General features: G+C 36.2%; 15 protein-coding genes. 13 read left to right on the forward strand and 2 right to left on the reverse strand.

The features are described from left to right. Positions 1-234: 234 nt before the first annotated feature. The gene (locus C7390_RS03130; RefSeq protein ID WP_055175791.1) at positions 235-840 is read right to left on the reverse strand and encodes an ATP-binding protein; all 606 of its coding nucleotides are present in this window, start codon (positions 838-840) and stop codon (positions 235-237) included. A 620-nt stretch (positions 841-1460) separates the two neighbouring features. On the opposite strand from C7390_RS03130, the gene C7390_RS03135 reads away from it, so the two are divergent. The 13 genes from C7390_RS03135 to C7390_RS03210 all read left to right on the forward strand — a co-directional run bounded on the left by C7390_RS03135 (position 1461) and on the right by C7390_RS03210 (position 19217). Next, complete coding sequence (locus C7390_RS03135; protein ID WP_318295544.1) at positions 1461-2159, forward strand: Crp/Fnr family transcriptional regulator; 699 nt, start codon at positions 1461-1463, stop codon at positions 2157-2159. Positions 2160-2390: 231 nt separating this feature from the next. Continuing rightward, positions 2391-4643 carry a formate C-acetyltransferase gene (pflB, locus tag C7390_RS03140; RefSeq protein ID WP_055175785.1) on the forward strand — a complete coding sequence of 751 codons (2253 nt, stop codon included), beginning with the start codon at positions 2391-2393 and terminating at the stop codon, positions 4641-4643. 547 nt (positions 4644-5190) lie between these two features. Next, on the forward strand, positions 5191-6339 hold the full coding sequence (locus C7390_RS03150; protein ID WP_116443593.1) for an SLC13 family permease: 1149 nt from the start codon (positions 5191-5193) through the stop codon (positions 6337-6339). Positions 6340-6998: 659 nt separating this feature from the next. Continuing rightward, on the forward strand, positions 6999-7490 hold the full coding sequence (locus tag C7390_RS03160) for an ATP-binding protein (RefSeq protein WP_318295570.1): 492 nt from the start codon (positions 6999-7001) through the stop codon (positions 7488-7490). Between the two features lie 447 nt (positions 7491-7937). Next, positions 7938-8240: an ArsR/SmtB family transcription factor gene (locus C7390_RS03165; protein WP_082437091.1), complete on the forward strand. Its 303-nt coding sequence runs from the start codon at positions 7938-7940 to the stop codon at positions 8238-8240. Positions 8241-8297: 57 nt separating this feature from the next. Further along, a complete protein-coding gene (locus C7390_RS03170; RefSeq protein WP_090139625.1) occupies positions 8298-8852 on the forward strand; it encodes a DUF5714 domain-containing protein in 555 nt (184 codons plus the stop codon). Continuing rightward, positions 8845-9618 (forward strand): arsenate reductase/protein-tyrosine-phosphatase family protein, encoded by a 774-nt coding sequence (locus C7390_RS03175; RefSeq protein ID WP_116443595.1) that lies wholly within the window; start codon positions 8845-8847, stop codon positions 9616-9618. The genes C7390_RS03170 and C7390_RS03175 overlap by 8 nt, the downstream gene beginning before the upstream one ends. A 687-nt stretch (positions 9619-10305) precedes the next feature. Beyond that, positions 10306-10875: a TetR/AcrR family transcriptional regulator gene (locus C7390_RS03185; RefSeq protein ID WP_022503028.1), complete on the forward strand. Its 570-nt coding sequence runs from the start codon at positions 10306-10308 to the stop codon at positions 10873-10875. Positions 10876-10897: 22 nt separating this feature from the next. Beyond that, positions 10898-12484, forward strand: coding sequence for a DUF6937 domain-containing protein (locus tag C7390_RS03190; RefSeq protein WP_116443596.1), 1587 nt, complete (start codon positions 10898-10900; stop codon positions 12482-12484). Positions 12485-12555: 71 nt separating this feature from the next. Continuing rightward, the gene (locus C7390_RS03195) at positions 12556-13923 is read left to right on the forward strand and encodes a glycoside-pentoside-hexuronide (GPH):cation symporter (RefSeq protein WP_116443597.1); all 1368 of its coding nucleotides are present in this window, start codon (positions 12556-12558) and stop codon (positions 13921-13923) included. Then, the gene (locus C7390_RS03200) at positions 13923-16316 is read left to right on the forward strand and encodes an alpha-galactosidase (RefSeq protein ID WP_116443598.1); all 2394 of its coding nucleotides are present in this window, start codon (positions 13923-13925) and stop codon (positions 16314-16316) included. The genes C7390_RS03195 and C7390_RS03200 overlap by 1 nt, the downstream gene beginning before the upstream one ends. After that, entirely contained in the window at positions 16303-17625 is a 1323-nt protein-coding gene (locus C7390_RS03205; RefSeq protein WP_116443599.1) for a galactokinase, read from the forward strand. The genes C7390_RS03200 and C7390_RS03205 overlap by 14 nt, the downstream gene beginning before the upstream one ends. Next, positions 17622-19217 (forward strand): UDP-glucose--hexose-1-phosphate uridylyltransferase, encoded by a 1596-nt coding sequence (locus C7390_RS03210; protein ID WP_318295545.1) that lies wholly within the window; start codon positions 17622-17624, stop codon positions 19215-19217. The genes C7390_RS03205 and C7390_RS03210 overlap by 4 nt, the downstream gene beginning before the upstream one ends. Positions 19218-19389: 172 nt before the next feature. Here C7390_RS03210 and C7390_RS03215 read toward each other — a convergent pair whose 3' ends face one another. Beyond that, positions 19390-19620 (reverse strand): hypothetical protein, encoded by a 231-nt coding sequence (locus C7390_RS03215; RefSeq protein WP_055306369.1) that lies wholly within the window; start codon positions 19618-19620, stop codon positions 19390-19392. Positions 19621-19622 lie beyond the last annotated feature (2 nt).

Consider the following 19622-nt stretch of genomic DNA (forward strand, 5'->3'; position numbering starts at 1 on the left):
ATTATATGCTGGCATTATATAGAACATAGAAATATAAAAGTCCTGAGTAATGTCAGCATATTAAAATATAAGTTTCGTGTGACAATCTTATATTATAAACCTGGAAAAGCATTTCGATATTATACATTTGCAGAGGCAGAGTTATGGTTAATATATTTTATTGATATGGGAAAATGATATAGCCGTCACCTGTATTTTTATAGTTGTACTATATCACTAAGCATTACAGAAAAATCAATTAACACGGTTGCCATCAGTACCAATAGTTACAACTCTTACAGGAATTGTCTTGCCGCTGTCAGCTACAGCCTTTTCAACTGCATACTGCAATCCACCACAGCAAGGTACAGTCATACGTGTTACAGTTATGCTCTTTATGTTATTATTCTTGAATATCTCGGTTAATTTCTCAGAATAGTCAATCATATCAAGCTTTGGACATCCGATAAGTGTTATGTGGTTACGCATAAAATCGTGGTGGAATGTACTGTAGGCATAAGCTGTACAATCTGCTGCAATAAGAAGGTCAGCTCCATTAAAGCATGGTGCAAAAGGAGATACAAGCTTAATCTGTACAGGCCAGTTGTTAATCTGGTTTCCACTTGCCGCTTTGTTAGCAAGTACTTCAGCTTCATTATATTCAGGAGCTTCACGCTCAATAAAACGAATTGCATTCATAGGGCAGGCTGGCAGACAGTCGCCAAAACCGTCACAATAATCATCTCTTAAAAGCTTAGCCTTTCCGTCAACAATTCCAATAGCTCCCTCGTGACAGGCGTGTGCACATAAGCCACAGCCGTTGCAGAGTTCTTCATTAATTTCTATAATCTTTCTTATCATAATCAAATAAATCCTCCTATTTATAGTAGTATTTTTATTTAATAGAAAATTCTGATAAAAATTCCTGTTAAATAAAAAGCCCTCTGGGCAGATTCACCATACGGCGGTAATGTAGATGCCACTAAAGTGTTCCGCCATAGGTGGAGAATCCTGTGAAACAGGATTCTATCCTGCAGACCCGCTAAAATGTCTTAATAAGTATATGTTGTGGTTATTTTCAGCCATATTTTCATAGCTGGCTGATTAGTTTGAATTATATCTTAACTACCTGGTAAGTATAATATTAAATATTAATAAAGTATGTTGTAAATACAACAAAAATAAGATTATAATGTAATGAGTGCAAAAGAAAAGGAAGCGGCTGCGAAGCAGACATTTACTTTTCTTGCACCATTAACGAACGAATATCCTGTGAAACAGGATAAAGAGTGCGGAAGCACGAATTCGTGAGTGTAGGATATGCTAGGTTATAGTACAGGTGTGTAGTATATTAAGTTAATAGTGCGAAAAGATAGAGATTGGCAAATGAGTGCAAAAGAAAAGGAAGCGGCTGCGAATAGACACCGTAGATTTTATAGATTATTTTATGAATAATATAGAGAAGAATAGGATTGAAGAATATGGGCAGAATATTATATGACATTTCACAGGATTATATGGGAGTTATACAAAAGAGCAGGCTGTTTAGCGGTATAGAACCAGACGAGGCTAATGGAATGAGCAAATGCCTTGAGATAACATTTCGCGAGTATGACAAAGAAGAAGTTATATTTAATGAAGGCGATAAAATATCCAAAATAGGTATGGTGATTCAGGGCAATGTGAGCATAGAAAAGGCTGATTACTGGGGCAACAGGCATATTATGACATATGTGTCAGCGGGTGAAATATTCGGAGAGGCATATGCATGCAGTAACGACAAGACATCCAATGTAGAGGTTGTTGCGGCAGATAAATGTATAGTTGCATTTCTTGACACATACAAGGTTATGACGGTATGCAGTTCATCGTGCCAGTTCCACAGTAAGCTTATTCATAATCTTATATATATGCTTGCTGACAGGTGTGTGGTTATGAACGAGAAGATTACACATTTATCCAAACGAAGCACTAAGGAGAAAGTATTGTCATATTTATCAGCAAGAGCCGCCAAATGTGGGAGTGATGAGTTCGATATACCATTTAACAGGCAGCAGTTGGCTGATTATCTTTCAGTTGACAGGAGTGCAATGTCAGCAGAATTAAGCCGTATGAAGAAAAATGGAGAAATTGATTTTATGAAAAATCATTTTATTATAAAATGTCGTGATAAACAATAATCTGCCGCTGTAAAGACACATAATTTGGAAGAAAATGTTAATTTAAGCCGTCATTGTATAAAACTAAAAACAACTAAAAAATGTATTGAAATTAATTGACAAGGGTGTTAATATACCCTTGCGAGAGATAGTTAAGAAATTAACATTTCGCTTTATATTTTTGAGAGTTTTGTATACAATATACAAACTATTATACAAATTAACAGTTATTTTATTAAGGAGGAACCAATAATGGTAAATTTTGATCAGTGGAATGGTTTCAAAGGCAGACTTTGGAAAGAAGAGATCAATGTAAGAGATTTCGTTCAGAACAATTACAAGCCATATGATGGAGATGAAAGTTTCCTTGAAGGACCTACAGAAGCTACTAACAAGCTTTGGGGAAGACTTCAGGAATTACAGAAGGAAGAAAGAGCTAAGGGCGGCGTACTTGATATGGAAACAAAAGTTGTTGCTGGTCTTACAGCTTATGGTCCTGGATATATAGATGAATCTATGAAGGAGCTTGAACAGGTAGTTGGTCTTCAGACAGATAAGCCACTTAAGAGAGCATTTATGCCTTATGGTGGTATCAAGATGGCAGAAGAATCATGCAAGAACTATGGTTATGAACCAGATCCAGAACTTCATAAGATCTTCACAGAATATCATAAGACACATAACCAGGGTGTATTCGATGCTTATACACCAGAGATGAGAAAGGCTCGTCACAGCCATATCATCACAGGTCTTCCAGATACTTATGGACGTGGACGTATCGTAGGTGACTACAGAAGAGTTGCCCTTTACGGTATCGACTTCCTTATGGAAGAAAAGAAGAAGGATCACGCTAACTGTGGTTGTGGAACAATGACTGATGACGTTATCCGTTTAAGAGAAGAAATATCTGATCAGTACAAGGCACTTGCAGGTATGAAGAAGATGGCTGAAAGCTATGGTTATGATATCAGCAAGCCAGCTACTAACGCTAAGGAAGCTGTTCAGTGGTTATACTTTGGATATCTTGCAGCTATCAAGACACAGAATGGTGCTGCTATGTCTGTAGGTCGTGTATCTACATTCCTTGATATCTATATTCAGAGAGATCTTGAAGCTGGTACTCTTACAGAGAAGGAAGCTCAGGAACTTATTGATCATTTCGTTATGAAGTGTAGAATGGTTAAGTTCGCAAGAATTACATCATACAACGAATTATTCTCAGGAGATCCTACATGGGCTACTCTTGAAGTTGGTGGTACAGGTATCGATGGACGTTCAATGGTTACAAAGAACGACTTCAGATTCCTTCATACACTTGAGAATATGGGACCTTCACCAGAACCAAACCTTACAGTACTTTATTCTTCAAGACTTCCAGAAAGCTTCAAGAAGTATGCTGCTAAGATTTCTGTTGATACATCTTCAATCCAGTATGAGAACGATGATGTTATGAAGGTAACATGGGGCGATGATTATTCAATCTGCTGCTGTGTATCTGCTACACAGACAGGTAAGGAAATGCAGTTCTTCGGAGCTAGAGCAAACCTTGCTAAGTGCTTACTTTACGCTATCAATGGTGGTGTAGATGTTAAGAACAGAGAACAGGTTGGTCCTGCTTATAAGCCAGTTACTTCAGAATATCTTGATTATGATGAAGTTGTTGATAAGTTCGATGCTATGATGGATTGGTTAGCTGATCTTTATGTTAATACACTTAACCTTATCCAGTATATGCATGATAAGTATTACTATGAAGCTGCTGAGATGGCTCTTATTGATACAGATGTTAAGAGAACATTTGCTACTGGTATCGCTGGATTCTCACATGTTGTAGATTCACTTTCAGCTATTAAGTATGCAAAGGTTAAGACAGTACGTGATGAGACAGGTATCGTTGTAGATTACGAAATCGAAGGCGACTTCCCTAAGTATGGTAACGATGATGACAGAGCTGATGATATCGCTGTATGGTTACTTAAGACATTCCTTGAGAAGATTAAGAAGAGACATACTTACAGAAATTCAGAGCCAACAACATCTATCCTTACAATTACTTCTAACGTAGTATATGGTAAGTACACAGGTGCTATGCCTGATGGACGTAAGGCTGGTACTCCACTTGCTCCTGGTGCTAACCCAAGTTATGGTGCAGAGCAGAATGGTCTTCTTGCTTCACTTAACTCACTTACAAAGCTTCCTTACGAGTGGGCATTAGATGGTATTTCTAATACACAGACAATGAACCCAGACGCTTTAGGACATAACGAAGAAGAAAGAATTAACAACCTTGTTAACGTTATGGATGGATACTTCGATCAGGGCGCTCATCACCTCAATGTTAACGTATTCGGTAAGGATAAGTTACTTGATGCTATGGAACACCCAGAAAAGCCAGAATATGCTAACTTCACAATCCGTGTATCTGGTTACGCTGTTAAGTTCATCGACCTTACAAAGGAACAGCAGATGGATGTTATTTCTAGAACATTCCACGACAGAATGTAATCATACGAATAGTATAATTGCTTGAAAATTAAATGGGATAAAAGTGGCTTTAAGTTGTATGTTTACTGGTGATAAGTTACATTAAGTTATAACAAAAAATGAAAAAGCCACCTGTATTCAAAAAATGCAGTACAATCTGAGATGATTGTACTGCATTTTTGAGTTTATGTGAGCAATGAGCCAAAATCCGTGCTTGTATGAGAATTTGGTGACTGCTGTAATGATTAAATGAGGGGGAAAATCTGTCGAAGAATGGAAGTCCAGTTACTTTTCTGATAGAGAAAACGAACGATGATTACAGTCTGTTTTTCTTCATCAATCGTATAAAAGGCAAGGTAATTATTGATTATCACAAAACGAATGCCCTGACTTAATTCAAAACGAAACTCCTGTACGATATTTTTTATGAAAAAGTTGTAAAGTGGTGTTATACAGGAATGAGGCAGTAATCGCAAACACAATCCACAATACAAAATGATATTCTTTTTTTCTGGATGTTTCTGTGATATACTTATACGCAGTCGTATCAGACCGGAAAGGAAATATTATGTTACAAAAATTATATGTTTTTTTCAGGAAAGAAACCGTTTTGTCAATTGCAGTGATCCTGGCGCTTCTTTCTATGTTCTGGGTCAGACCGGATAAGGCTTATTTTACTTATATCGATTTCGGGACTCTCGGGCTCCTCTTCTGTTTGATGGCAATTGTAGCTGGTTTGAAGGCTGTTGGTGTTTTTGATATACTTGCCCAAAAATTGCTGATGGGAACATCGGGAACTGTGGGTGTGATCAGGCTGTTGGTACTCTTATGTTTCTTCCTGTCAATGGTGATCACCAATGATGTGGCATTGATTACTTTTGTTCCTCTTGCACTGATCATTGTGCATAAACTGCCAAAGGAACCTGGCAATTACTGGCTTCTTAAAATAGTAGCCATGCAGACAATCGCTGCTAATCTCGGAAGCATGCTCACACCCATCGGAAATCCGCAGAACCTTTATCTATATGCCAGAGCAGGGATGTCCGCGGTAGAATTAATAACCCTGATGCTTCCCTATTCCGCCACAGCACTTATCCTTCTTCTGATATGGATACAGGTAGCCGCTGCCAAAGCACCTCACGTATGCGGTTTAGAAAAAGATAAAACTCTTTTGGGATTCTCTGACAGAAAAGAACTTAACATGGAATACCTGGCCGCTTACCTGATCTTATTTACAATCTGCCTGCTCACTGTTGCACGTATCATTCCATACCAGATTCCTCTTGTATTGGTTCTTATATATATGCTGCTAAGAAACAGGGAAAATATAAGCAGGGTGGATTACTCCCTGCTTGCCACCTTTATCGCATTATTTATTTTTATCGGCAACCTTGGAAGGATTCCGCAATTCAGCAGTTTTCTGGAAAGAATCATGGCAGGAAGGGAAACACTTACTGCAGTTCTTGCCAGTCAGATTATGAGCAATGTTCCCGTTGCGCTTCTTTTATCCGGCTTTACAGATAATTACCGGGCTTTAATTGTCGGAACCAATATTGGAGGTCTCGGCACTCTGATTGCATCCATGGCAAGCCTGATAAGTTTCAAATATATTGCAGAAGAAAACAGGAATCTGAGAGGGAAGTATTTGGGAATATTCACAGCCTCCAATATTATATTCATGATATTCATGTTGATATTGTATTTTTTTCTTAGATAAAGGTTTTCTCGGAATTACAAAAGCTATAACAATTCTTTCTTCGCAAAAAATTCTCCGCGGCACTCTCCCATCCTGGAAGAAAAGCCGCGGAGAAATAAATATATTTTCGGTGCCAATACAAAGATCATTAATCTTTACACCACTTTACAACTTTTTCATAAAAAAATATCGTACAGGGCTTTCTGATGTATGATGAGTTTGCTCCAAAACATTTTATTTTGAAACTTTTTCTGCTCCAACAGCAGATACTTTGTTTTTACTCGTTTTATCAATACTAACATTGGAATCTGTACATTCCATTCGATTTTTATATCAGCACTTTTCGTCTGGGATTACCACAAAATCCCTCAATACCTTTTACCACGCATGTTCCTATGCAAAAGTTGATTATTCCCACTTTATGAATATCACAGCTAAAGTTGCTTTGAGAATGATACTGGATTCTTAACAACTGAAATATTTAAGTTGTTTGATTAGTTAGCTTGGCTATAAAGATGAAATTATATTAAATTAATGAATATAATTTAAGTTTCTTGTATATAATAGTTGACTCTGAAACAGGAAAATGTAAAGACCGTACAGATTATCCAATTATAGCTATTAGAGAAGCTATCCTTAATGCATTAGTGCATCGTGATTATAGTATTCATACAGAAGGCATGCCTATACAGATTATTATGTTTGAAAATAGAATAGAGATTAGAAATCCAGGTGGAATATATGGAAGAATAAGAATAGACCAATTGGGAAAAGTACAACCAGACACGAGAAATCCAATAATTGCATCAGAACTAGAGGTGTTGAAAATTACAGAAAATAGATATTCAGGTATTCCTACTATAAGAAGGGCAATGCGTGAATATAATTTACCTGAACCAGAATTCTTGGACGAAAGGGGCTGCTTTATAGTTAAATTATATAAATACAAAGAAAATGAATATAATAAAATGATTGAAAGCAGCGAAGAGAAAAATTTAATTATATTCTGTAAGACACCTAGAACAAGAAATGAAATTTGTCATTATTTAGGTATAAATTCAGTGTCATATGTTATGAAAAAATATGTTATGCCATTAGTTGAAAGAGGAATATTAAAAATGAGTATTCCTGATAAACCTAAGAGTACGAAACAGTTATTTTATTGTGAATAGGATTTATTGATGATATATGTTTGGATATGTGATGGGGATTGAGTAGATGGAAATAGGAGTTATTGGTCTGAGCAAATTTAGTTATAATTAGAGTGGTATTAAATTATATATGTGATATGATTTAGGTGATGGATAACAAAAATTATCCATTAAGAAGATCACGAAAAAAATAATTAAAAATTATATAGAAATAGAAACAGCAAAAATATTTATCTGCTGTTTCCATATAATCAAAAAAATTAAAATTTAAAATCCTTCCGCGGATGCTTATTTATCAATAGGTTCTTAGATTATATGAATGTTGAAATTATAGATATAAATTCAAAGGAATTAAAGGTGTAAAGCTGTACATAAAAATGTAGAGCTTTATTTCACGAAATACATTGACATTCATCTATGTATATGCTAATTTTATACATAGATAATTATCAATACGAGGTGAATGAAATGAGATTAGCGGATGTTTCTTTAATATGCAAGGCACTTGGAGATTCAAACAGGCTGGAAATAGTGCAGATGTTGTCAAATGGAGAAAAATGCGGATGCAGGCTTTTGGAAAGATTTAGTATTACTCAGCCTACATTATCTCATCATATGAAAATACTGGTGGAGTGTGGGTTGGTTAATGACCGGAAAGAAGGCAAATGGCACCATTATTCCTTGAATTGTGAAACTTTAATAGAATTCAAAGATTCTATTGGCAGTTTGACGTGTGAGTCATGCTGTGACAAAAAAGATAGCTGTTGTTAGAGGGGGAATCCTGTTAATACTTGTAAAGATTGTAAATAAGACGAAAGGAAGTTTTCTATGACAGTAAGAGAAAAAGCAGAACTGATTGTAAAAGATATAAAGAAAGAACAGGGAACAAATCCGGTTGTCATTTTTAAACAGATAGCAAAGAAGGAATATGTCAGTATTCATGGACCGGAACACCATATATTAGATGGTGCAAGTTTGCTTGTAGCCTACAAAAACGCAGGAGGAGAGATAGACTTAGAACAGGCATTGGACAGGCTGATGGCAGAGGGACTTCGGATGCCGGGGGCAATGTGCGGTTTATGGGGAATATGCGGAGCAATCACATCTATAGGTGCTGCACTTGCAATCATCGACGGAACAGGTCCGCTTTCAATGGATGGAACATGGGGAAATCATATGCAGTTTACCTCGAAAGCAATTGGAGAATTAGGAACCATAAACGGACCAAGATGCTGCAAGAGAGATGCAATGATAGCATTTAAGAATGGTATTGATTATGTGAATACTCATTATGGAGTAACATTGCAATACGAACAAATGCAATGTGGATTCACAGATTTTAATGAGCAATGTATAAAGGAGAGGTGTCCATTTTATGAGTAATGTAAAAGTAGCTTTTATTTGTGTTCATAATTCATGTAGAAGTCAGATTGCTGAGGCTTTTGGAAGACATCTGGCATCAGATGTGTTTCAAAGTTATTCGGCGGGTACAGAAACAAAACTACAGATTAATCAGGATGCTGTCCGTATTATGAAGGAATTATATAATATAGATATGGAAGCAGAAGGACAGTTCAGTAAGCTGGTTAGTGATATTCCAGATCCGGATATTGCAATATCAATGGGATGTAATGTAGGTTGTCCATTTACAGGCAGACCATTTGATGATAATTGGGGACTTGAAGATCCAACTGGAAAAAGCGATGAGGAATTTAAGATAGTCATTGAACAAATAAAGCATGATATTTTGGAGTTAAAAAGTAGACTGAACCATAATGAGATTAATATAAGTTATTTTAAAAGTATCATAGATCAGGATAGAGCCGCAGTCGTTATATGCAATCTTAATCATGAAATAATATATATGAATCCTGCTGCGGTTGTTAATTATGGAAAGCGTGGCGGAGACAAGCTGATTGGCAGAAGCTTGCTGGAATGTCATAATAAGGAATCACAGGAAAAGATAAGACAGGTGACAGAATGGTTTGCACAGGACGAAAGCCATAATATTGTGTATACATTTCATAATGAGAAGCAGAATAAAGATGTATATATGGTGGCACTTAGAGATAGTGGCAAGCTGATTGGATACTATGAGAAGCATGAATATCGAGATAGAGAAACAATGAAAATGTATGATTTATGGTGAGTTCCACCTAATGAGGAAGTAATAAAAAATATTGTAGACTGCTTTCTGTGCAAAACCAATGTTCATGTCAGATATCAGAGATACCTTGATGACTGCTATTGGCCAGATTCAGGCAGATACGCGCTCTGAATGATCCGGTACTGGCTGGAATCAACATTTTTGCCATGACTGCAAATGCATTTGATGAGGACAGAAAAAAGCACTGGAATACGGTATGGATGGATTCTTAACCAAACCAATTGTTATTGAGGAATTGATCAGTACATTACAGAAAAAACTGGATTAGTTAAGAAAAAATAAAGTGATGCTAAGAAAACGTACGGTGATAATTGGCAGAATAATGCGGGTGAGGCAGATCATATTGATCCGTTAGCTAATTTTGTTAAATGTCATAAGCGTAATCTATTTATATCAAAAGAAGATTTAAAAGATATAGGAAATAGAGATGATAATATTCAGATATTTTCAATTATATGCGTTATTGTGTTAAAAATATATCGACCTATATTGCAAAATATACAATAAATTGTACAAAATTACTAAAAATATTCAAAATGATTATATAAAAATAGCAATTGTACCCAATAAAATAATGTGATACAATCAAGGAAACTAAAACAGAAGAAATAGTTTCCTTGATTTTTTGTTTTATAAGCGTCACTGATACACAACATTAAAAGGAGCATTATGAATAATAAAGAGAAGATTTTACAGGCAACGATACAGGCATTTAATCAAAAAGGCCTTAAATTTACAATGGACGATATTGCATCTATTCTTGCAATGAGTAAGAAGACAATATATACAATTTTTAAAGATAAGAACACTCTGTTTATGGAGATGGTAGATTATCTGTTTGACACGATTAAAGAGAGCGAATCAGAGATAATTGAAGATAATACATTATCAACAATTGAGAAGATAAGACGTATTCTTGGAGTTATGCCTGAGAGTTATAAAGATATTGATTTAAGACAATTATATATGTTAAAGGACAAATTCCCGGAGATATACAGACACGTTGAAGAACGTCTGGAGAATGGATGGGAGACAACGATTAAGCTTTTGGAACAGGGGATTGAGGAAGAAGTGATAAGACCAGTTAATGTATTGATGTTTAAGATGATGATGGAGGCATCAATAGAACAATTTTTCCAAAGAGACATTCTTATAAGGGCAGGAATGACATATACACAGGGACTTGATGAGATTGTGGGAATATTATTAGATGGCGTGGCAGTTAAGGAAAGTCATTGAAAATAAAAAGGAGGAATATATAATGCAGGACAAATCAAAGGTTATATTTAACAATGAAATTGATAGAAAGGCATATAGAAAAGCTATTAATTCCAAAAAAAAATACGCAAGAAAATATGGTGATGACAGCAATGCCGACTATAAGGTGACAATAAAGAAGAACAAATACATAGGTGATATGCTTGGCGTGTATGATGTGAGGGTTGCAGATAAGCCTGCAAGCGTATCTAACGGTAATAAAGAAGAATTTGATACTGATAAAGGTATTATAGTTGGCAATATAAGAATGGGTTTTGGACATTACAGAATATCAATGGCGATTGCTTCAGCGGCTAATGCACTTGGATATGTTCCTTACTGGATGGATCTTAATTCTTACGATAATACAACCTGTACTAAAGTTATAAGGGCACAGAACGATCTGTATTCGCTTGGTTCAAGGTTATCACAAAAGAGCAGGCTGTTTAACAGACTGGTGTGGGAACCAATGAATTACGAGGGCTTCAGGAAGCTTCCCTATAACGCTTCAGACCAGAAGAATGCAGAGCTTATGGCACCTGTATATAAGAATGTTCCTAAGAATATTCCGGTTATTGCAACTCATGTATGGCCGGCACAGGCGGCAGTACACGCAGGTATGAAAAATGTTGTTAATGCAATACCGGATAACTGGCCAATGGCATTGCATTTGTCAGAAGGAAGTATTCATACAGTCCAGACACATTATGCTTATCAGGGTTACAGGATACTTAATGGAATGTCCGGCATTAAGGTGTTAAATGAAATGCCAGCAGATAGTCTTGTATACACAGGACATTATATCGACCACGAGCTTGTAACTAATATTGAGGCTGACTGCAATGCAAGAATAGCAAGAAAACAGAACGGAAAGCCTATGAGATTTCTGCTTACAATTGGTGGTGCAGGTGCACAGAAAGAGATATTTGCCCATATAATTAAATACCTTATTCCTTATATTAAGAAGAATAAGGCAGTGTTATACGTTAATGTTGGTGATTATAAAAATGTATGGGACGAACTTATAAGAGATATCCCACAGATGAGAGAACTGGCAACTGAGCATTTTGACAACTGGAAAGATACGAAGGCATTTGCCACGAAGGCATTATCAGCCAGCCAGATAAACAATTCTGATGTAGTGACAGATAACAATAGAGATGATAATTCTAAGAATATTACAGCAGATAATTCAAGTGAAGACACATCTGATAATATAACAGGTATCCACGGCTTTTATCACAAGAATATATTCGAGGCAGTGTATTGTACTAACCTTTTGATGAGAAGTGCAGATGTGCTTGTTACCAAACCAAGTGAATTAGCATTCTATCCAGTGCCAAAGTTATTTATAAAGCGAGTTGGTGGACACGAACAGTGGGGTGCAGTCCATTCAGCAGAGATAGGTGACGGAACACTTGAGTGCAGGGATATACCTCATACTTTACAGATGATAAAGCTGTTTATGGAAGATGATACATACATTATAGATATGTGTAAGAACATAAAGAAGAATAAACAGATGGGTATATATAATGGTGCATATGAGGCTGTCAAATTAGCAGTGAATATGAAGAAATCAGACATTTAATACGGCGTGCAGTAATCAGACACTTAAAAAATATGAAGAAATCAGACATATAGAAAGAAAAGAGGTAGCGTATGGGGCTTAATAAGAAAGAAATGGCATCTTATGGCATAGGTGCAGTTGGCAAAGATATGGTTTATATGTTTTGTGCAAGTTATATTCTGTATTATTATCAGGATATACTTGGGGTTAGTGCGATAGCAATGGGGATTATACTTCTTGCGGCACGAGTATTTGACGCATTTAACGACCCTATAATGGGTGTAGTTGTTGCAAAGACAAGAACCAGATGGGGAAAGTTCAGACCATGGCTGTTTATTGGAACATTGCTTAATGCTGTTGTATTGTTTCTGATGTTCTCTGCACCACCAACACTTGATGGCGGCGGACTTGTTGCTTATGCCGCAGTAACTTACGTTTTGTGGGGCGTTACTTATACAATGATGGATATTCCTTATTGGTCAATGATACCTGCATTTACAGAGGGCGGCAAGGAAAGAGAGAATATGTCAACAATGGCACGTTCCTGTGCAGGTGTAGGTTCAGCACTTGTTACAATTATTACAATGCAGTGTGTATATATGCTTGGAAAGGGCAATGAATATGCAGGTTTTAAATGGTTTGCACTTATAATATCAATACTGTTCTTTGCTGCAATACTTATTACCTGCTTTAATATTAGGGAAAAATCAACAGTTGATGTTGAAACAGTATCAGTAAAGCAGATGTTCAAGGCACTTTTTCAGAATGATCAGGCTGTTACAGTAGTTATAACAATTGTTCTTATTAATACATCTGTGTACATAACTTCTAACCTTGTCATATATTTCTTTAAATATGATTTTGGCGGTGCAGACTGGTACAACGGCTATACACTATTTAATACATTTGGTGGTGCAATACAGATATTATCAATGATGGTATTGTTTCCGCTTCTTAGAAAGTTTTTGAACACAATAAAGATATTTTATGTAAGCTTTGTTATGGCTATTGCTGGTTATATAGTTTTATTTATTCTTATATTCACATCAATGTCGAGTGTGTTTATTTTGTTTATTCCAGCATTTTTCATATTTGCAGCAAATGGAATGTTATTAGTCTTAACGACTATATTTCTGGCGAATACGGTTGACTATGGCGAATTTAAGAATAAGCGAAGAGATGAGAGCGTTATATTTTCAATGCAGACATTTGTTGTAAAGCTTGCTTCAGGTATAGCCGCATTAGTTGTGTCAATATGCCTTTCAGTATGCAGGTTAAGCAGTAATACAGATGTGGTGACAGATGCTGTGGCTGGTGGTTCGGTAGTAGGACTTAGAATGACAATGACAGTAATTCCGGTAATAGGTCTGCTTATTGCAGTATTTTACTTCCACAGAAAGTACATTTTAACAGAGCAGAAAATGGAAGAGATATCGGAAAGAATTAAGGAGAGCCATTAATGATAACGATTAATAATAATATGTATGTGCTTGATACTGACAATACATCTTATGCGTTTGCCGTGCTTGGAAGCGGGCAGTTAGAGCATTTGTATTATGGAAGAAAGTTACACGCCAATGAGGCTGTGATGACAGAGAAGCATACATTTATTCCGGGTAATACTAATGTATACAATAAAGATTATTCGTCTTATTCGCTGGAAGATGTGTGCCTTGAAATGTCATCATTGGGAAAAGGCGATATAAGAGAGCCTTTTATCGAAGTCACATATCCTAATGGAAGCAGTACAACGGATATGGTGTTTGACAGGGCAGAGATTATACAGGGCAAGGAAGAATACGATACGCTTCCGGGGTCTTATGATGATAATGGAGAGGTTGAACAGCTCGTCATCTATCTTAAGGACAGGAATTATAATCTCACATTGGAGCTTCATTATTATGTATATGAAAAATGTGACATTATAACAAGAAGTGCCAAGCTTGTTAATTCAGGAAATGAGAGCGTAAGGCTTGAAAGATTAATGAGTATGCAGCTTGATTTAAACGAGAGTGATTATGAATTGTCTTTTTTTAATGGTGCGTGGGCAAGGGAGATGAATAGAAGCAGAATACCCATTCGTGCCGGTAAGTATGTAAATGAGTCGGTCACAGGAACATCATCAAACAGAGCTAATCCTTTTTTTATGATAGGAAGAAGTTCAACGACAGAAGATTATGGTGAATGTTATGGATTTAATCTTATATACAGCGGCAATCATTATGAAGCGGCACAGGTTAATTCATATGGTAAATTAAGGCTTGTATCGGGAATTAATCCAGCTACATTTTCTTATATTATTGAAGCAGGAAAATGCTTTGAAGCTCCAGAGGCAGTGCTTACCTATTCATACAAAGGCTATAACAGGATGAGTCATAATATGCACGAGTTTGTAAGAAAGCATATTGTGCGTGGAATCTGGCGCGACAAGGAAAGACCAGTTCTTATTAATAGCTGGGAAGCGGCATATTTTAATATTAATGAAAGAAAGCTTGTGAAGCTTGCAAAGGCGGCTAAGGATACAGGTGTTGAACTGTTCGTTATGGATGATGGCTGGTTTGGTGAGAGAAATGACGACACAAGTTCATTAGGTGACTGGACACCGAATAGCAGAAAGCTTCCAAATGGAATAGCTGGCATTGCGGATAAGATAAAAGAATCCGGGCTTAAATTTGGAATATGGGTTGAGCCTGAGATGGTGAGTGTGAACAGCAGATTATATGAGGCACACCCTGAATGGGTAATTGAAATACCAGATGTAGAACATTCAGAGGGACGGAACCAGAGAATTCTTGATTTAACCTATGAAGCTGTTCAGGACTATATAATTGAGGAGATGAGTGAGGTGTTCTCATCAGCAGATATATCTTATGTAAAATGGGATATGAACAGAATATTCAGTGATTATTATTCTAAAAATCTGCCACCTGAAAGGCAGAAGGAAGTATCGCATAGATATGTGTGCGGCTTGTACAGATGTATGAAGGAGCTTACTAATAGATTTCCTGACATATTATTTGAGGGCTGTGCGGCAGGCGGCAACAGGTTTGATCTGGGAATGTTATGCTATTTTCCGCAGATATGGGCAAGTGATAATACAGATGCACTTTGCAGGGCACAGATTCAGTATAATTACAGCTATGGTTATCCGTTATCGTGTATTTCAGCCCATGTATCGGCAAGCCCTAATCATCAGACATTAAGAAATATGCCGTTAGAGAGCAGATTTGCAGTTGCGGCATTTGGGCTTCTTGGATATGAATGTAATATGTGTGATATGAATAAAGAGGAATTAAATGCTGTGAAATGTCAGATTGAACTGTACAAGAAGTTAAGAAATGTATTCTTTACTGGTACATTTTACAGGACAGAAAGCTTTGAAGAAGAAAATGCAGGTAATGCCAGTGTATTAAATAATGGTAAAGGCAACAGGGCAGAATGGACAGTAGTATCAACGGATAAGAAGAAAGCTGTCGGATTAATTATGCAAAAACACGTTATACCTAACACACAGTATGCCTGTTACAGGGCTAAAGGTCTTGATGAAGCTAAGAAATACCATTTTTACAACAGAAAGCTTCAATATGATATTAAAGAATTCGGTGAGCTTGTTAATATGGTATCGCCAATACATATTAAGCAGGGTTCTATGTTACAGGATATACTATCGAAGCTTAAGAAAATGGATGGTGAAACAGAAGATTACATAGCTTATGGAGATACACTTATGTATTCGGGTGTCAGGTTAAAGCAGGCATTCAGTGCAACAGGCTACAATGAGAATGTCCGATTTTTTCAAGATTTTGCAGCGAGATTATACTTTATGGAAGAGGTAGAAGATGATAAGCAGTGACATAATTAGTTCGGGCGGTATTGATAATATATTAAAGGATCTATATATTGATGAAAGCCAGCTTGAATACCAGAGGAAAAGATATATTAATGCTCTGAACCGCTTCACACAGTTATATGGTGAAGGAGATGTGCTTATATTCAGTGCACCGGGAAGAAGTGAGATTGGCGGTAACCACACAGACCACCAGAATGGAAAAGTTCTTGCGGCTTCTGTTAATCTGGATATTATCGCAGTGGTAAGACCAGTGAATTCCAAGGAGAGTGTGTCAGAGGAAGGCAGTTTATCTGGGCATAGTGGTGTTAATGCCGGAATTATAAGAATTGTGTCGGACGATTATCCAATGCTAGAAGTGTCATTATCAGATACGGATATTAATAAGGATGAATATTCAACCACTAAGGCACTTGTTAAAGGTGTGATTGCCGGCTTTAAGAAAAAAGGTTTCAAGACAGGAGCATTTGATGCGTTTATAACAAGTGATGTGCCTATGGGAGCAGGACTTTCATCATCTGCGGCATTTGAAACACTTATAGGAACAATACAGTCACATATATATAATGCTGGAAAAATATCAGCAGAAGATATTGCAGTTATCGGACAGATGGCAGAGAATGAGTATTTTGGCAAGCCTTGTGGACTTATGGATCAGATGGCATGTTCGGTTGGCAATATGGTCTATATTGATTTTAATAATAAGGAAAATCCAGTTGTTAATAAGCTTGATGTGGATATTAAAAAATTCGGATACAGCCTGTGCATAACTGACACTAAAGGTTCACATAAGGATTTGACAGATGATTATGCAGATATCCGCCGTGAGATGAATGCAGTTGCAAGTTACTTCGGACAGGAGGTTCTTCGTGGCATTACATTAAAGGATATACTTGATAATTTTAAAGAGCTACAGGAGAAGTTCGGTGACAGGAGCATACTAAGAGCAGTTCATTTTATAGCGGAAAATGAGAGAGTAGAAAATGAAGTAAATGCTCTTATATCTGGAAATATTGATGAATTCTTAAGGCTGGTATCAAAGTCTGGTGATTCATCTTACAAATATCTTCAAAATATATATTCAACCAAAGATACTGCCAATCAGGGCGTTTCACTTGGACTTATGATGAGTGAAATATTCTTAGGTGATAATGGTGCATGCAGAGTTCACGGAGGTGGCTTCGCAGGTACAATACTTGCAATTGTCAAGGATACTGCTATAGATGAATACAGAAGAAATATGGATAAAATATTTGGTGATGGTGCAAGTATGATATTACAAATCAGACATTGCGGAGGTGTCAGAATAATATGAGAAATTTAGAAGATATGAAGAAATCAGACAATATAATGAGTAGTGATGCCAAGGAAGGTACGGAAAATATTCCAGATATAGACAAGGTTATATCAGAGCTTGTCAATTATGCTTCAGAGAATGAACTGATAGAAGCTGATGATAAGATATTTATAGTAAACAGGTTGCTGGATATTTTTGAAAAAAACGGACTTGCAGAAGATAGTGAGATAATTAAGAATTCAGGTGTGCAGGAGCTGAATAACACAAGACCAATAGCAGATATCCTGTCGGACTGCCTTAAAATAGCAGTTGATAATGGACTTATAGAAGATACGCAGCTTAACAGGGATTTGTTTGATACAAAGGTAATGGGTGCTGTCACACCAATGCCTTCAGTTGTAAGAAAGCATTTTAAGGAGCTTTATAATAATAATCCAAAGCTTGCGACAGACTATTTCTATGAACTTAATAAAGCCTGCAATTATATAAGGTGTGACAGGATTGAGAAAGACCAGAAATGGAAGTACAATTCAGAATATGGAATTATAGATATAACGATTAATCTGTCAAAGCCAGAGAAAGACCCTAAGGATATAATAAAACAAGGAAAGTTTGCAGCAAGCGGATATCCTAAATGCCTTTTGTGTAAGGAAAATGAGGGATATGCGGGAAATCTATCACATCCTGCAAGGCAGAATCTAAGAGTTATACCGCTTGAATTAAGTGGTGAGAAATACTATATGCAATATTCACCCTATGTATATTATAACGAGCATTGCATAGTGTTTAATGATAAGCATATTCCTATGAAGATTAATAAAAGCACATTTAAAAAGCTTATTGAATTCACAGATATGTTTCCGCATTATACATTAGGTTCTAATGCGGATTTACCAATTGTAGGAGGTTCTATATTAAGTCACGACCATTTTCAGGGCGGTGCTTATGAATTTCCTATGGCAAGAGCAGAATATGTGTATACATTCAAGCTGGATAGATTCAGTGATGTTAATGCAGGAATTCTTAACTGGCCTATGTCAGTAATAAGGCTTAGCAGTAATAATAAAGACAGCCTTGTTAATACCTGTGATTATATATTAGATAAATGGAAGAATTACACTGATGAAAAAGCATTTATATATTGCAATACAGATGGTGAACAGCATAATACGATAACTCCGATATGCAGGCAGAAAGGTGATAATTATGAGATGGATCTGGTATTAAGAAACAATATTACTACAAATGAGTGTCCATGGGGAGTGTATCATCCATCAGCAAATCTTCATCATATAAAGAAAGAGAATATTGGTCTTATTGAGGTTATGGGAATGGCTATACTTCCAGCAAGACTTGATAAGGAAATGGGCATTTTAAAAAACGCTCTGTTAAATAATGAAGATGTCCGCTTAATCAGCGAAATTGAAAAGCACGCACAATGGGTTGATAGCTGGAAAGACAATTATAATATAAGTAAAGATAATATTGATGAGATAATCAGATTGGAAATTGGCAAGGTATTTGTGCAGGTGCTTGAATGTGCCGGTGTATACAAGACAGACGATAATGGAAGAGAGGCATTTGTAAGATTTATAAAATATTGTCAATAATATTTACTTTCTTTGATTGATTAATGTAATGGGTAGATTTTAAAAATTCTGAATCAGAATTCATAGATAGTAAATTTATATTTTAATGATTTTATAAAAGTGGTGGTCAATAATAACCCGACCACCACAGATAATCAAAATTAACATAAGTTACCAGACAAATTCTAAAATGTTATGAATTATTCTTGATAGCATTAACAGCTTCTTCTTTAGAAAGTTTATAGTTTTTCATAAGCTTATAAATTGTATCTTCATCGGAAAGATTAACTTCTTTACATAATTTAATAAAAACTTTAATGCCATTGGAGCGTTCCTTGATTTTGCCCTCTGCAAGTCCTAACTGTCGTCCTTCTTCTTTGACTACTTCAAGATGACCTTCCTCATCATACTCATAAATACTCACAG

It is taken from the genome of Bacteroides galacturonicus (assembly GCF_003096855.1).
Taxonomy (GTDB): domain Bacteria; phylum Bacillota; class Clostridia; order Lachnospirales; family Lachnospiraceae; genus Lachnospira; species Lachnospira rogosae.

Bases quoted from the DNA above. Each gene is read 5' to 3' on its own strand.
- C7390_RS03210 (WP_318295545.1), top strand. From the start codon at position 17,622: ATGAGAAATTTAGAAGATATGAAGAAATCAGACAATATAATGAGTAGT.
- pflB (WP_055175785.1), top strand. From the start codon at position 2,391: ATGGTAAATTTTGATCAGTGGAATGGTTTCAAAGGCAGACTTTGGAAA.
- C7390_RS03150 (WP_116443593.1), top strand. From the start codon at position 5,191: ATGTTACAAAAATTATATGTTTTTTTCAGGAAAGAAACCGTTTTGTCA.
- C7390_RS03205 (WP_116443599.1), top strand. From the start codon at position 16,303: ATGATAAGCAGTGACATAATTAGTTCGGGCGGTATTGATAATATATTA.
- C7390_RS03130 (WP_055175791.1), bottom strand. From the start codon at position 840: ATGATAAGAAAGATTATAGAAATTAATGAAGAACTCTGCAACGGCTGT.
- C7390_RS03160 (WP_318295570.1), top strand. From the start codon at position 6,999: ATGCCTATACAGATTATTATGTTTGAAAATAGAATAGAGATTAGAAAT.
- C7390_RS03200 (WP_116443598.1), top strand. From the start codon at position 13,923: ATGATAACGATTAATAATAATATGTATGTGCTTGATACTGACAATACA.
- C7390_RS03175 (WP_116443595.1), top strand. From the start codon at position 8,845: ATGAGTAATGTAAAAGTAGCTTTTATTTGTGTTCATAATTCATGTAGA.
- C7390_RS03165 (WP_082437091.1), top strand. From the start codon at position 7,938: ATGAGATTAGCGGATGTTTCTTTAATATGCAAGGCACTTGGAGATTCA.
- C7390_RS03195 (WP_116443597.1), top strand. From the start codon at position 12,556: ATGGGGCTTAATAAGAAAGAAATGGCATCTTATGGCATAGGTGCAGTT.
- C7390_RS03170 (WP_090139625.1), top strand. From the start codon at position 8,298: ATGACAGTAAGAGAAAAAGCAGAACTGATTGTAAAAGATATAAAGAAA.
- C7390_RS03185 (WP_022503028.1), top strand. From the start codon at position 10,306: ATGAATAATAAAGAGAAGATTTTACAGGCAACGATACAGGCATTTAAT.
- C7390_RS03135 (WP_318295544.1), top strand. From the start codon at position 1,461: ATGGGCAGAATATTATATGACATTTCACAGGATTATATGGGAGTTATA.
- C7390_RS03190 (WP_116443596.1), top strand. From the start codon at position 10,898: ATGCAGGACAAATCAAAGGTTATATTTAACAATGAAATTGATAGAAAG.